General features: G+C 69.2%; 12 protein-coding genes. 6 read left to right on the forward strand and 6 right to left on the reverse strand.

Translation table 11 applies throughout. The features are described 5' to 3' along the window. The first annotated feature begins 96 nt into the window (after positions 1-96). Genes VEC03_RS11530 through gshB form a run of 3 tightly spaced genes read left to right on the forward strand, consistent with a single transcriptional unit; the run spans position 97 to position 3,696 of the window. Entirely contained in the window at positions 97-1,965 is a 1,869-nt protein-coding gene (locus VEC03_RS11530) for a potassium transporter Kup (protein WP_324915331.1), read from the forward strand. Between the two features lie 58 nt (positions 1,966-2,023). Next, a complete protein-coding gene (locus VEC03_RS11535) occupies positions 2,024-2,734 on the forward strand; it encodes a glutathione S-transferase N-terminal domain-containing protein (RefSeq protein ID WP_324915333.1) in 711 nt (236 codons plus the stop codon). An 11-nt stretch (positions 2,735-2,745) separates the two neighbouring features. Next, positions 2,746-3,696 carry a glutathione synthase gene (gene gshB / locus VEC03_RS11540; protein WP_324915334.1) on the forward strand — a complete coding sequence of 317 codons (951 nt, stop codon included), beginning with the start codon at positions 2,746-2,748 and terminating at the stop codon, positions 3,694-3,696. A gap of 25 nt (positions 3,697-3,721) precedes the next feature. On the opposite strand, the gene VEC03_RS11545 is transcribed toward gshB, so the two are convergent. The 6 genes from VEC03_RS11545 to VEC03_RS11570 form a co-directional block, all read right to left on the reverse strand. Continuing rightward, entirely contained in the window at positions 3,722-4,486 is a 765-nt protein-coding gene (locus VEC03_RS11545; RefSeq protein WP_324915335.1) for a class II glutamine amidotransferase, read from the reverse strand. Between the two features lie 64 nt (positions 4,487-4,550). After that, the gene (locus tag VEC03_RS11550) at positions 4,551-4,763 is read right to left on the reverse strand and encodes a cysteine-rich CWC family protein (protein WP_324915337.1); all 213 of its coding nucleotides are present in this window, start codon (positions 4,761-4,763) and stop codon (positions 4,551-4,553) included. 9 nt (positions 4,764-4,772) lie between these two features. Then, positions 4,773-7,520 carry a sensor histidine kinase gene (locus tag VEC03_RS11555; protein ID WP_324915338.1) on the reverse strand — a complete coding sequence of 916 codons (2,748 nt, stop codon included), beginning with the start codon at positions 7,518-7,520 and terminating at the stop codon, positions 4,773-4,775. 4 nt (positions 7,521-7,524) lie between these two features. Continuing rightward, complete coding sequence (locus VEC03_RS11560) at positions 7,525-7,764, reverse strand: hypothetical protein (RefSeq protein ID WP_324915340.1); 240 nt, start codon at positions 7,762-7,764, stop codon at positions 7,525-7,527. Then, complete coding sequence (locus tag VEC03_RS11565) at positions 7,761-8,129, reverse strand: response regulator (RefSeq protein ID WP_324915342.1); 369 nt, start codon at positions 8,127-8,129, stop codon at positions 7,761-7,763. Before VEC03_RS11565 ends, VEC03_RS11560 begins: the two co-directional genes overlap by 4 nt. A gap of 58 nt (positions 8,130-8,187) precedes the next feature. Continuing rightward, the gene (locus VEC03_RS11570; RefSeq protein WP_324915344.1) at positions 8,188-9,744 is read right to left on the reverse strand and encodes a helix-turn-helix domain-containing protein; all 1,557 of its coding nucleotides are present in this window, start codon (positions 9,742-9,744) and stop codon (positions 8,188-8,190) included. A gap of 213 nt (positions 9,745-9,957) precedes the next feature. Here VEC03_RS11570 and VEC03_RS11575 point away from each other — a divergent pair, with 213 nt between their 5' ends. From VEC03_RS11575 to VEC03_RS11585, 3 genes are read left to right on the forward strand one after another with little or no spacing between them, the layout of a single operon-like run. Then, positions 9,958-11,289, forward strand: coding sequence for a substrate-binding protein (locus VEC03_RS11575; protein ID WP_324915345.1), 1,332 nt, complete (start codon positions 9,958-9,960; stop codon positions 11,287-11,289). A 19-nt stretch (positions 11,290-11,308) separates the two neighbouring features. Next, the gene (locus tag VEC03_RS11580; RefSeq protein WP_324915347.1) at positions 11,309-12,325 is read left to right on the forward strand and encodes a branched-chain amino acid ABC transporter permease; all 1,017 of its coding nucleotides are present in this window, start codon (positions 11,309-11,311) and stop codon (positions 12,323-12,325) included. Positions 12,326-12,335: 10 nt separating this feature from the next. Beyond that, on the forward strand, positions 12,336-13,589 hold the full coding sequence (locus VEC03_RS11585) for a branched-chain amino acid ABC transporter permease (RefSeq protein WP_324915348.1): 1,254 nt from the start codon (positions 12,336-12,338) through the stop codon (positions 13,587-13,589). Positions 13,590-13,596: the final 7 nt, after the last annotated feature.

Raw genomic sequence — 13,596 nt, forward strand, 5'->3', positions numbered from 1 at the left:
CAACATGAAGCCCCGGTGCGACCGGTGCCGGGCGCACAATAGCGGGCTTTTCGACCACCGGAACCCCGGCGCGTTGGCGCGAAGACGGGGACCTTCGTGCCAAGCACCAAATCCTCGCTCGCGGCGCTGACCCTGGGCGCCATCGGCATCGTCTACGGCGACATCGGCACCAGCGTGCTGTATGCGCTGAAGGTGGTGTTCAACTCCGGCCTGGTCGAACTCAGCCCGGCCAACGTGTACGGCATCCTGTCGCTGGTGTTCTGGACCGTGACGATCGTCGTCTCCATCAAGTACGTCGGACTGATCCTGCGCGCCGACAACAATGGTGAAGGCGGGCTGATCGCCATGCTGGCGCTGGCCTCCACGGCGATGCACGAGCAATCCCGGCTGCGCGGCGCGCTGCTGGTGATCGGCATCTTCGGCACCGCCATCTTCTACGGCGACGGCGTGATCACGCCGGCGATCTCGGTGCTGTCGGCGGTGGAGGGCGTGGAGCTGCTGTCGCCCGCCTTCACCCCGTACGTGGTGCCGGCCTCGCTGGTGATCATCTTCCTGCTGTTCTGGGTGCAGAAGAACGGCACCGGCGGCATCGGCCGGCTGTTCGGGCCGGTGTGCGCCCTGTGGTTCGTCACCATCGCGGTGCTGGGCATCCCGCACATCGCCGCCCACCCGGAGGTACTGGGCGCGCTCAGCCCGCACCATGCGATCCGCTTCGTGCTGCAGCAGCCCGGCACCAGCTTCGTGCTGCTCGGCGCGCTGGTGCTGGCGGTCACCGGCACCGAGGCGCTGTACGCGGACATGGGGCACTTTGGCAAGCAGCCGATCCGCATCGCCTGGTTCGGGCTGGTGATGCCGGCACTGGTGATCAACTACTTCGGCCAGGGCGCGCTGCTGCTGTACACGCCCGCTGCCGTCGATAACCCGTTCTACAAGCTGGCGCCGTCCTGGGCGCTGGTGCCGCTGGTGGTGCTGGCGACCGCCGCCACCGTGATCGCCTCGCAGGCGCTGCTGTCGGCGGCGTTCTCGGTGACCAAGCAGGCCATCCAGCTGGGCTACCTGCCGCGCATGGAGATCCGCCACACCTCGGTGCACGAGACCGGGCAGATCTACATGCCGGCCGTGAACTGGACCCTGTTCGGTGCGATCGTGCTGGCCGTGGGGCTGTTCCGCAACTCCACCAACCTGGCCTTCGCCTACGGCATCGCGGTCACCACCGACATGCTGATCACCACGGTGCTGACCTTCTTCGTGATCCGATATGCCTGGCGCTACCCGCTGTGGCTGTGCATCGCGGCGACTGCGCTGTTCTTCGCGGTGGACCTGATGTTCTTCTCGTCCAACCTGCTCAAGCTGGTGGACGGGGGCTGGTTCCCGGTGGCGATCGGCATTGCGATGTTCACGCTGATGATGACCTGGAAGCAGGGCCGCGCGCTGATGAACGAGAAGCTGCGCGCCGATGCCATCGACCTGCCGAGCTTCCTGGACGCGGTGTTCGTGAGCCCGCCGACGCGCGTCGAGGGAACCGCGGTGTTCATGACCGCCGAACCGGGCACGGTGCCCAATGCCCTGTTGCACAACCTCAAGCACAACAAGGTGCTGCACGAGCAGAACCTGTTCGTGACCGTGCGCAGCCACGAGGTGCCCTGGATCGGGATGGGCAAGCGGCTGGAGGTCGAATCGCTCGGGCGCAACTGCTGGCAGGTGGTGATCCACTACGGCTTCAAGAACGACTACGACGTGCCGCGGGCGCTGGAGCAGCTGCGTGGCCGGGGCTGCGAGCTGCAGCCCATGACCACCAGCTACTTCCTGTCGCGCGACCTGGTGGTGCCCACCATGGGCGGCGGCATGGCGCCCTGGCGCGAGAAGCTGTTCGCGCAGATGCACCACAACGCCGGCGCGGCGGCGGAGTTCCTCAACCTGCCGAGCAACGCGGTGGTGGAACTCGGGGCGAAGGTCGAGATCTGAGCGGCCGCCGTTCACCCCGGGCCAGCGCCGGGCATGGGCTGCGTGCTAGGGTGAGGGCATGAGCAACGCCCTTTCCGACTACCCGATCACCCGCAAGTGGCCGGCGCAGCATCCCGACCGCCTGCAGCTGTATTCCCTGCCCACGCCCAATGGCGTGAAGGTGTCCATCGCGCTGGAAGAGACCGGCCTGCCCTACGAGGCGCACCGGGTCGATTTCGAGAGCCAGGACCAGCTCTCGCCCGAATTCCTGTCGCTCAACCCGAACAACAAGATCCCGGCCATCATCGACCCGCAGGGGCCGGGCGGGAAGCCGCTGGCGCTGTTCGAGTCCGGCGCCATCCTGCTGTATCTGGCGGAGAAGACCGGCCAGCTGCTGCCGCGCGACCCGGCGCGACGCTGGCAGGCCGTGCAGTGGCTGATGTTCCAGATGGGCGGGGTCGGGCCCATGTTCGGCCAGGTCGGCTTCTTCCACAAGTTCGCCGGCAAGGCCTACGAGGACAAGCGCCCGCGCGACCGCTACATCGCGGAGTCGCGCCGCCTGCTGGGCGTGCTGGACCGGCGCCTCGCGGACAGCGCCTGGGTGGCCGGCGACGAGTACGGCGTGGCCGACATCGCCACCTTCCCCTGGGTGCGCAACCTCGTCGGCTTCTACGGCGCCGGCGAGCTCGTCGAATTCGAGTCGTTCACGAACGTGCGGCGCGCGCTCGACGCCTTCCTGGCCCGGCCCGCCGTGCAGCGCGGCCTTACCATTCCCGCCCCCCGCGCCTGAACACCCACCCGATGAAGCTGCTCTTCATTGCCGATCCGCTGGAGGCCTTCAAGGTCTACAAGGACACCACCTTCTCGATGATGCGCGAGGCGCAGCGGCGCGGCCATGCCGTGGCCGCCTGCGAGCCGCGCCACCTGTCGTGGCGCTCGGGCGGCGTGGTGCAGGCCCGCGTGCGCGAAATCCGGCTGACCGGCTCGGACGAGGACTGGTTCGTCGAAACCGCGGACGGCACGCGCGCGCTGAAGGACTTCGATGCGGTGCTGATGCGCAAGGACCCGCCGTTCGATCCGGAGTACTTCTACGCCACCCACCTGCTGGAGCAGGCCGAGCGCGAGGGCGCGCGCGTGTTCAACAGCCCGCGCGCGCTGCGCGACCATCCCGAGAAGCTGGCGGTGATGGAGTTCCCGCAGTTCGTCGCGCCCACGCTGGTGACGCGCGACCCCGAGGAGGTCAAGCGCTTCCACGCCGAGCACCGGGACATCATCCTCAAGCCGCTCGACGGCATGGGCGGCATGGGCATCTTCCGGGTCGGCGCCGACGGGCTGAACCTCGGCTCGATCACCGAGACCCTCAACGGGCAGGGCGACACCACCATCATGGTGCAGCGCTTCGTGCCCGAGATCGTGCAGGGCGACAAGCGCATCCTGGTGATCGGCGGCCAGCCGGTGCCGTTCAGCCTGGCACGCATCCCGCAGGGGTCGGAAGTGCGGGGCAATCTCGCTGCCGGCGGCAAGGGCGTGGCGCAGCCGCTGACGCCTCGCGACCGCGAGATCGCGCAGGCGCTGGGGCCGGTGCTGGCCGCGCGCGGCCTGCTGCTGGTGGGCCTGGACGTGATCGGCGACTACCTCACCGAGATCAACGTCACCAGCCCGACCTGCTTCCAGGAGATCCATCAGCAGGCCGGCTTCGACGTGCCGGCCATGTTCGTCGATGCGCTGGAGGCCGCCCTGGCGGCCCGTTGATCGCACCGGGACCGACGGCAGGCCGCTAGGCGAGCGCTTCGCCGTCCACGAACACGCGCAGCTCGCCCGGCTGCATCGGCGTCCAGGTCTCGTTCACCGTCAGCGGCGAGGTGACCACCACCGCCACCCGGTCGCTCGGCGTGGTGTGGCGGGCGAAGTCGATCGCCAGGTCCTCGTCCTTGAGCCGGGCATGGGCGAACGGATGCTTGCGCTCCACGTGGAAGAGATGGGTCGCGCAATGGGCCCACAGCGCCTCGCCGTTGGACAGCAGGAAGTTGAAGGGGCCGTGCGCCGCGATCCTCGGCGCCAGCTCGCGCAGGGTGAGCGTCAATTCGGCCACGCTGGGCACGCCGGCGTGCGACTTCCACAGCTCCTGCAGGATCCAGCAGAACGCACGCTCGCTGTCGGTATTGCCCACCGGGCGGAAACTGGCGTGCAGGCGCGGATGGAAGTCCTTCAGGTCGCCGTTGTGCGCGAACACCCAGTAGCGGCCCCACAGCTCGCGCACGAAGGGATGGCAGTTCTCCAGCGCGACCTGGCCCTGGGTCGCCTTGCGGATGTGGGCGATGACGTTGCGGCTCTTGATCGGGTAGCGGCGGATCAGCTCCGCCACGGGCGACCGGGAAGCCGGCTCGTGGTCGACGAAGTGCCGCAGCCCGCGCCCTTCGAAGAAGGCGATGCCCCAGCCGTCGGCGTGGTGGTCGGTGCGCCCGCCGCGCTGCGCGAACCCGGTGAAGCTGAACGCGATGTCCGTGGGCGTGTTGCAGTTCATCCCGAGCAGCTGGCACATGCGGCCATTATTCGCGAGTGCCGCGACCGGTGGGCGTCCGCGTGCGAGGCTGCAGGGGCCGGCGCTAGGCGGAGCCGGCGCAGGCGGGGCAGAGGCAGGCCTTGTCGACCGCTTCCGCCGGCACCCGGGCGAGCAGTTCGCGCGGGAACTCGACGCGGGTGCACCAGCAGGGCGGCTGGGGCCGGCCGGTCGCCTTCTCGATCTCGTTGGCGCAGCGGTTCGGTCCGCCGCACAGGGGGCAGCGATCGGGGTCGGGCGGCGTCGGATGCGGGTCCATGGCGCCAGTCTAGCCAGCGGCCAGTCGCTCGCGCGACGGCGCCGCGTCGCCGGCGACCTCCACGCACGACAGCCGCATGCGGAAGCATGCGCCGCTGCCCGTCCCCGGCACCAGCTCCAGCGTGCCGCCCAGCCGGCGCACGATCTGCCAACTGATCGCCAGGCCCAGCCCGGCACCCTGCTTGCCCGGCATCCGGGCGCCGCCCGTGCGCGAGAACTTGGAGAACAGGCGCTCCTGCACCTCGGGCGGGATGCCCGGGCCGTTGTCCTGCACGGTCAGTTCGTACTGGCCGTCGCGCAGCACGCTCGCGATGCGCACCCGCGGCACCGGGTCGGTGTTGTGGCGGATCGCGTTGGAGATCAGGTTGATGAAGACCTGGCTCAGGCGATCGGGGTCGGCCATCACGCAGGCCCCCTTGTCGTGCGGCGTGCGCACCACCTCCAGCCGGGCCGAGCTGGACAGGCCGCGGCAGATGCCGACCGCGTTCTCCAGCGCGACATCCGGGTCGATGGCCCGCAGCGCCCAGGTGCTGTGCCCTCCCTCCAGCACGCTCAGCTCCAGGATGTCGTCGAGCAGGCGCGTCATGCGGATGCTCTCGTCGTGGATGATGCGCAGGAAGCGCTCGGACTGGGCCCGCTCCAGATCCGGCGTCTGCAGCAGGATCTCGGAAAACGAGCGGATCGAGGTCATGGGCGTGCGCACCTCGTGGCTGACCTGGCTGAGGAAGTCGTCCTTCTGGCTGTCCAGGGCCTTGAGCCGCTCGTTGGCCAGGCGCAGTTCCTGCGCCGTCTGGGCCAGCTCGGTGGACTGCGCTTCCAGCCGCCGGCTGTAGTCGCGCACCCGCTGGGTCTCGTCGGCGATCTGCAGCAGGCCGGCCAGGCTGATGGTCTCGCCGGTGACCACCTGCGACACCATGGCGCGTGCCGTGGCCGCGCCCACGCTGCCCGCCAGCCTGCGTTCCAGCTCCGTGATCAGCGCGTCGTCGGCGACCGGGTCGCCCGGCGCCGGGTTGCCCTCGTGGCCGCCGGCCGCAAACAGGCGCCGGGCCTCCTCCACGCCGATCAGCCGCTGCGCCAGCACGTTCAGGTCGTAGGTGTCGGCGGAGCGGCTGACGAAACGCGAGGTGTCGGCCGTCCCCTGGCGGAACGCGTCGACGAACAGCGTGGCCTGCAGGTGTTCCAACGGGCGCGGCTCGCGCATCAGCGACACGCCGATGAACACCGCCGTGTTGAAGGTCAGGCTCCAGAACACCGAGTGCACCAGCGGGTCCACGCCCTGCATGCCGAACAGCTGCTGCGGCCGCAGCCAGGGCAGTCCGAACGGCCCCTGGGCGATGTCGTCGGGCGACAGCAGCCAGGCGCCCTGGAAGCTGGGCAGCAGCAGGGTGTAGGCCCACATGGCGGCGCCCACCGCCAACCCGGCGACCGCACCGCGTGCCGTGGCGTGGCGCCAGAACAGGCCGCCGACCAGGCAGGGCAGCAGCTGCGCGGCGCCGGCGAACGCCGTCAGGCCGATGGAGGCCAGCGGGTTGAAGCGGGCGCTCAGCCGGAAGTACAGGAACGCCATCAGCAGGATCAGGCAGATGCTGACCCGCCGGCTGCTGATCAGCATCCGGCGCACGTCGCCGCTGGCGTTGATCGACACCCACGGCAGCCGCAGCGCCAGCGGCAGGATGATGTGGTTGGACACCATGGTGGACAGCGCGATCGCGGCCACGATCACCATCGAGGTCGCCGCCGAGAAGCCGCCCAGGAAGGCCAGCAGCGCGACCTCCTGGCGGCCGGCCCACATCGGCAGCGTGAGCATGAACATGTCCGGGTTGGCGCCCCGCGGCAGGAACGACAGGCCGGCGATCGCGATCGGCAGGATGAATAGGCTGATCAGGAACAGGTAGAGCGGGAACAGCCAGGCCGCGGTGCGCAGGTGCTGCTCGTTGCCGATCTCCACCACGGTCACCTGGAACTGGCGCGGCAGGCAGATCACCGCGGTGGCCGCCAGGAAGCACAGCGTCACCCAGCGCGGGCCGAACAGCTCCTGCGCGTGCAGCATGTCGGTCGGCATGCGGGTGAAGATGTCGGCCGGCCCGGAGCCGATGCCGAACACCACCAGCAGGCCCACCGCCAGCATGGCCAGCAGCTTGACCACGGCCTCCAGTGCGATGGCGGCGACCACGCCCGGGTGGCGCTCGCTGGCGTCGATGTTGCGGGTGCCGAACAGGATGGTGAAGGCCGCCATGCCGGCAGCGATCCAGAACGCCAGATGGAAGTTGGGCTGCGCGCTGTAGAAGCCCGACAGCGCGGCCGGCCCCGACCCGCTGATCACCTGGAAGCTGGTGGTCACGGCCTTGAGCTGCAGCGCGATGTAGGGCGTCGAGGCCGCCACCACGATCACCGTGACCAGCGCCGCCAGCCCCGGGCTCTTGCCGTAGCGCGAGGACAGCATGTCGGCGATGGAGGTGATGCGGTGGCGCTGGCCGATGCGCACCAGCTTGCGCAGGAACAGCCACCAGCCGACGAACACCAGCGTCGGCCCCAGGTAGATGGTCACGTACTCCAGCCCGTTGCGGGCGGCCGAACCCACCGCGCCGTAGAAGGTCCAGGAGGTGCAGTAGACCGAGATCGACAGCGTGTAGGTGACCGGCGATTGCAGCCAGCCGAGCTGCCCCTGGCGCGCGCGGTTGTCGCCGAGGAATGCGACCCCGAACAGCACCGCGACGTACAACAGCGCCGTCGCGAGGATCAGGTTGGCCGAGAGCATGGGGTCAGGCCGGCGGTTCGCCCTCGCTGCTGCCGCCCAACCGGCGCGCCAGCCACCATGCGAGTGCGATCAGGATGGCCCAGACGCCGAAGATGTAGACAACGATCAGCGGCAGGCCTGCCACCTGCACGCGCGCGGTGAACAGCGGCAGGAACGGCGGCAGCAGCAGGAACGCGCCCAGGAAGGGCAGCACCACCGCGGCGCTGCGCAGGCGCTGCCGCGAGAGGCGCTCGATGGGCTTCACGCCGTGGTCAACCGCCGCACCTGCTCGACCAGGTCGCGGTTGGCGAAAGGTTTGGTCAGGTAGGCGGCCGCGCCGATCGATTCGGCCATCTCGCGGTCGCGCTGCTGGGTCTTGGCGGTCAGCACGATCACCGGCAGCGACTGCAGCCGCGCGTCGGCCTTGATTGCCTTGAGCACCTCGAAGCCGTTACGCCCGGGCAGCATGACGTCCAGGATCAGCAGGTCGGGCAGGCCGTGGCGCAGCTGCTGCAGCGCGGCCTCGCCGTCGGCCACGGTGGACACCGTGTGGCCTTCCCGGCTGAGGATGAAGCTCAGCGATTCGGAGATGTTCGCCTCGTCCTCGGCGATCAGAACGCGTGCCGCCATGGCTGCCTGCCCGCTGTGTTGGAGCGATCCAGTCTAGCGGTGCAGCGCTGCGACAGCCTCAGGACATGCCCGCATCGAGGATGGGTTCTTCTTGGCGCCAGCCGCAATCGCGCCGCACGCACACTCGGCAGGCCTGTCCCACCGGGGTGGCCGGCGCGCGCGGCGACAGGTCCAGGCCATCGCCGTAGACCAGGCGGTCCGCATGGAGCGCGTCGCAGAACAGCATGACCGACAGCAGGCGCTGCGGCGCGCCGAAGCCGGCGCCGTCCTTCTCCACCACCCGTGCCACCATCAGGTAGCGGTCGCCGCCCGGGAACTCGGCCAGCTGTCGCACGATGGTGCCGGCGCTGCGGAACGCCGTGTGCACCGCCCACAGCGGGCACGCATTGCCCCAGCGCGGCAAGGGCAGGCGCGGCAGCGACAGCCGCTTGGTCACGAAGCCGGACGGGTCGGTGCGCAGGAAGCCGAAGGGGATGCCTTCGGCGCCCGGGCGGTGCAGGGTGGCGAGCCGGTGGCACACCTGCTCGAAGCTGGTGCCGAAGCGGCGCGCCAGCACCTCGATGTCGTAGCGCGCCGCCGTCGCGGCGGCGTGGAAGGCCTCGTAGGGCATGAGCAGCGCCGCGGCGGCGTAGCCGAACAGGGCGCGCCGGGCGCGCTGGCGTGCCGCCTCGCTCGCGAGCACGCCCTGCGCCCGCGCCAGTTCCGCCTCCACCGCCTCGGCGCAGGCGCGCTCGCAGGCGGCCCGGGCCAGCGCGAAGCGGCGGCTGGCCGGGCTGGCCAGCGGCGGCAAGACCAGGTCGCCAGCTTTGGCGGGCGCAGTGCCGGGCTCGTGCACCTCGATGCCGTGCCGCTCGCGCAGCCACCGTTGCAGCGCCTCGGCGGAGGGCGGCTGCCCGGTCGTGGCGCCGCCAGCGACTTCCGCCGCCAGTGCCTGCGCCGCGTTTTCCAGCTGCGGGAAGTGGTTGCCGCGGTCGAACAGGTAGTCGTCCACTTCGGCGGCCGGCGTGCTCGGGGGACGCGATGCGAGATCGCGACCGAGGAAGGCGGCCAGCGCCTGCGCGACGTCCGACAGCCGGCGGCTGTCCTGCGCAATGATGGACACGAAGCGCCGGCTGTGGTCGGCGTCCAGCGCCTCCTCGCTCTCCAGGATTTCGGAGGCGGAGCGGATCGCCGTCAGGCGCGTGAGCAAGGCATGCACCGCCTCGGCGACGAAGGGGTCCTGGCTCAATCGATCGGACAGCGCGGCCACCGTCTGGCGCTGGGCGATGCCGGCACGCTGCAGCGCCACCAGCGCCCGGCCCCAGTCCGGATGCCGCGCCACCAGGTCGGCGGCCGAAGCGGGATCGAGATGCAGCGCGGCCAGCAGCGGATCGGCCGCGATCTCCGCCAGTTCATCGAGCAGGCGGCGTTCGGCGGCGCCGTCGAATTCCTCCAGCGGGCGGTCCAGCGCCTGCGCGATGCGGTGCAGCAGCGCGCCGGCGATGTTGCGCCGGTCGCTTTCGATCAGGTTGAGGTAGGAGGGCGAGATCCCGACCCGCTGCGCCAGGGCGGCCTGGGTGATGCCCTGGGCCCGGCGCTGGTCGCGGATGCGCTGGCCGACGAGGGTGCGTGCCATGGAAAACCCCTCCGTGAAAACCCGCGTGTTCGGCGGTCCGGCTGTCAAGGATTGACCGGCGCCGTCAAACATGACATTGGATCTTTACTAGAAAGTCCTTTGTCGTCAAACATTTATTGAATCCTTGACAAGCGCGTGCGATGTTCCGGTCGTGCCGCAGCTTTCATCGGGCGGTGCATTCGTTTCCCTCCAACCCGATCGACGAGGTCCACCATGGAAGACAAGGTTCGACGCAAGGTACTCAAGGGCATGGGCGCGATGGGGGCCGGTATCGCGGCGCCCACGTTCTTCGTGCGCAACGCCTGGGCGCAGGAGTTCCGCAACGATCCCAGCAAGGCGAAGGCCGTGACGCTGGGCTTCAACGTGCCGCAGACCGGCCCGTACGCCGACGAAGGCAACGACGAGCTCAAGGCCTTCAAGCTGGCCGTCAAGCACCTCAACGGCGAGGGCGACGGCGGCATGATGAAGACGTTCAAGCCGTCCTCGCTCAAGGGCAAGGGCATCCTGGGCAAGAAGGTCCAGTACGTCACCGGCGACACCCAGACCAAGGCCGACGCCGCGCGTGCCTCGGCCAAGCGCATGATCGAGAAGGACGGCGTGATCATGTTCTCCGGCGGGTCCTCCTCCGCCGTCGCGGTGGCGGTGCAGTCGCTGGCGCAGGAAATGGGCGTGATCTTCATGGCCGGCCTCACGCACTCGAACGACACCACCATGAAGGACCGCCGGCGCTACGGCTTCCGGCACTTCTTCAACGCCTACATGTCGGGCCAGGCGCTGGCGCCGATCCTGGCCCAGGAGATGGGCAAGGACCGCAAGGCCTACCACCTGACTGCCGACTACACCTGGGGCTGGACGCAGGAAGAGTCGATCAAGGACGCCACCGAGAAGCTCGGCTGGCAGACCGTCAAGGCGGTGCGCACGCCACTGGGCGCCGGCGACTTCTCCCAGTACATCACCCCGGTGCTCAACTCCGGCGCCGACGTGCTGATCCTGAACCACTACGGCAAGGACATGGTCAACTCGCTGCGCCAGGCGGTGCAGTTCGGCCTGCGCGACAAGAGCGTCAACGGCAAGAACTTCGAGATCGTGGTGCCGCTGTACTCGCGCCTGATGGCGCAGGGGGCCGGCGATGCGGTCAAGGGCATCCTGGGCACGGCCAACTGGCACTGGACGCTCGAGGATGAGGCCACCAAGGTCTTCACCAAGTCCTTCGGCCAGGAATACGGCGAGCCGCCGTCCCAGGCCGCGCACACCTGCTACGTCCAGACCCTGCTGTACGCCAACGCGGTCGAGAAGGCCGGCACCTTCTACCCGCCGGAGGTGATCAAGGCGCTGGAAGGCTTCAAGTTCGACGGCCTTGGCAACGGCCCGACCGAGTACCGCGCCGGCGACCACCAGTGCTTCAAGGACGTGCTGGTGATGCGCGGCGCCGAGAAGCCCAACGGCCGCTTCGGCCTGCTGGAGGTGGTCAAGGTGGTGCCGCGCGCCCAGGTCGAGTACGACCCCAAGATGGGCGGCGGCGAACTCGGCCCGTACAAGGTCTGACGCACAGGAGCCCCGGGCGATGGACGCCATCCTGCTGCAACTGCTCAACGGCCTGGACAAGGGCGGGGCCTACGCCCTCATCGCCCTCGGCCTGACCCTGATCTTCGGCACGCTGGGGGTGGTGAACTTCGCCCACGGGGCGCTGTTCATGCTGGGCGGCTTCTGTGCGGTGGTGCTGCACAAGCTGCTGACGATCTCGAAGATGGTCAAGGACACCTCCGTGACCTTCTTCGATTCGTACAAGGAGATCCCTTACCTCACGCTGTGGTTCGGTGACGCCGGCGCCAAGGTGATCGACTACGCGGTGCCGCTATCGGTGCTGCTGGCGATCCCGTTGATGCTGGTGCTGGGCATCGTGTTCGAGCGCGGGCTGATCCGGCACTTCTACCGGCGCCCGCACGCCGACCAGATCCTGGTGACCTTCGGGCTGGCCATCGTGCTGCAGGAACTGGTCAAGGCGTACTTCGGCGCCAACCCGATCCCGATGCCGACGCCGGACGCGTTCTCCGGCAGCGCCGACGTCGGCACGTGGCTGGGCCTGGGGACTTCGATCACCTACCCGTGGTGGCGGCTGGTGTACTTCGTGTTCTCGCTGGTGGTGATCGCCGCCGTGTTCGCCTTCCTGCGCTTCACCACCTTCGGGATGGTGGTGCGCGCGGGCATGCGCGACCGCGAGACGGTGGGCCTGTTCGGCATCCACATCGAGCGCCGCTTCACGGTGGTGTTCGGGCTGGCGGTGGTGGTGGCGGGCATCGCCGGCGCCATGTACACGCCGATCCTCGCGCCGGACTACCACATGGGCATGGAGTTCCTGGTGCTGTCGTTCGTGGTGGTGGTGGTGGGCGGCATGGGTTCGCTGGCGGGGGCGGTGCTGGCCGGTTTCCTGCTGGGCATCCTGCAGTCCTTCGCCTCGATGAACGAGATCAAGGCGCTGGTGCCCGGCATCGACCAGGTGATCATCTACCTGGTCGCCGTGGTGATCCTGCTGGTGCGCCCGCGCGGGCTGCTGGGCCGCAAGGGCCTGATGGAAACCTGAAGGAGGCGGCATGACGACGAATGGCCGCAAGGACCTGCTGCTGCTGGGCGGCTTCGCGCTGGCGGTGCTGGCGATGCCGCTGTGGGCGGCGCCGCTGGGCGCCGGCTACCCGGACCTGCTGCAGCGCTTCGCGATCTACGGCATCTTTGCGATCGGCTTCAACATCCTGTTCGGGCTGACCGGCTACCTGTCGTTCGGCCACGCGGCCTTCCTGGGGGTGGGCTCGTACACCGCCGTGTGGAGCCTCAAGCTGCTGACCATGAACGTGATCCCGGCGGTGCTGTGCGCCATGGTCGTCGCCGGCGTGTTCTCGCTGGTGATCGGCTACATGAGCCTGCGCCGCTCGGGCATCTACTTCGCCATCCTGACGCTGGCCTTCGCGCAGATGTCCTACAACCTGGCCTACTCCGTGCTCACGCCGATCACCAACGGCGAGACCGGGCTGCAGATCACGCGCACCGATCCGCGCGTGATCGACACCTGGGCGAGCGGGGCGAGCAGCGCGATTCCGCACACCAACCTGTTCGGCATGCCGATGAGCGGCTACAGCGGCTTCTACTTCTGCGCGGTGCTGCTGATCCTGGGGTTCTACGTGGCGCTGCGCATCGGCCGCTCGCCGTTCGGCACCATGCTGCGCGCAATCAAGTCCAACCAGAACCGGCTCAACTTCACGGGCGTGCACACGCGGCCCTATGCGCTGGCCGCCTTCGTGATTTCCGGGGTCTATGCCGGCCTGGCGGGCTCGCTGCTGGCGGTGACCGATCCGCTGGCCGGCGCCGAGCGCATGCAATGGACGGCCTCGGGCGAAGTGGTGCTGATGACCATCCTGGGCGGCGTCGGCACCCTGCTGGGCCCCGTGCTGGGCGCGGTGGTGATCAAGTACTTCGAGAACATCTTCTCGGCCTTCAACGCCCAGACCCTGCACGACATCTTCTCCTTCCTGCCCGACCCGGTCGAGGACGCGGCGGTCGGCGTGCTCGGCCTGTTCGTGGGCGAGGGCTGGCAGCTCACGCTGGGCGTGCTGTTCATGATCATCGTGATCTTCCTGCCGGGCGGCATCATGGAAGGCATCGAACGCATCGTCCGGCGCCTGCGCCGCGGCCCGGCCGCCGAGCCCCAAGCCCATGCGGCGCCGGCGCATCCGCATCCGGCACCAGGCCATGCGGCGGCGCACGCCGGCGCCGCGCACGCCGCTTCGCAGCCCGGTGCGGCGCATCCGGGAACGCCCAACCCCGTCAATCGCCCCGCACAGGGCACGGCCTAGGAAGCAG

It is taken from the genome of Ramlibacter sp. (assembly GCF_035627355.1).
Lineage (GTDB): Bacteria > Pseudomonadota > Gammaproteobacteria > Burkholderiales > Burkholderiaceae_C > Ramlibacter.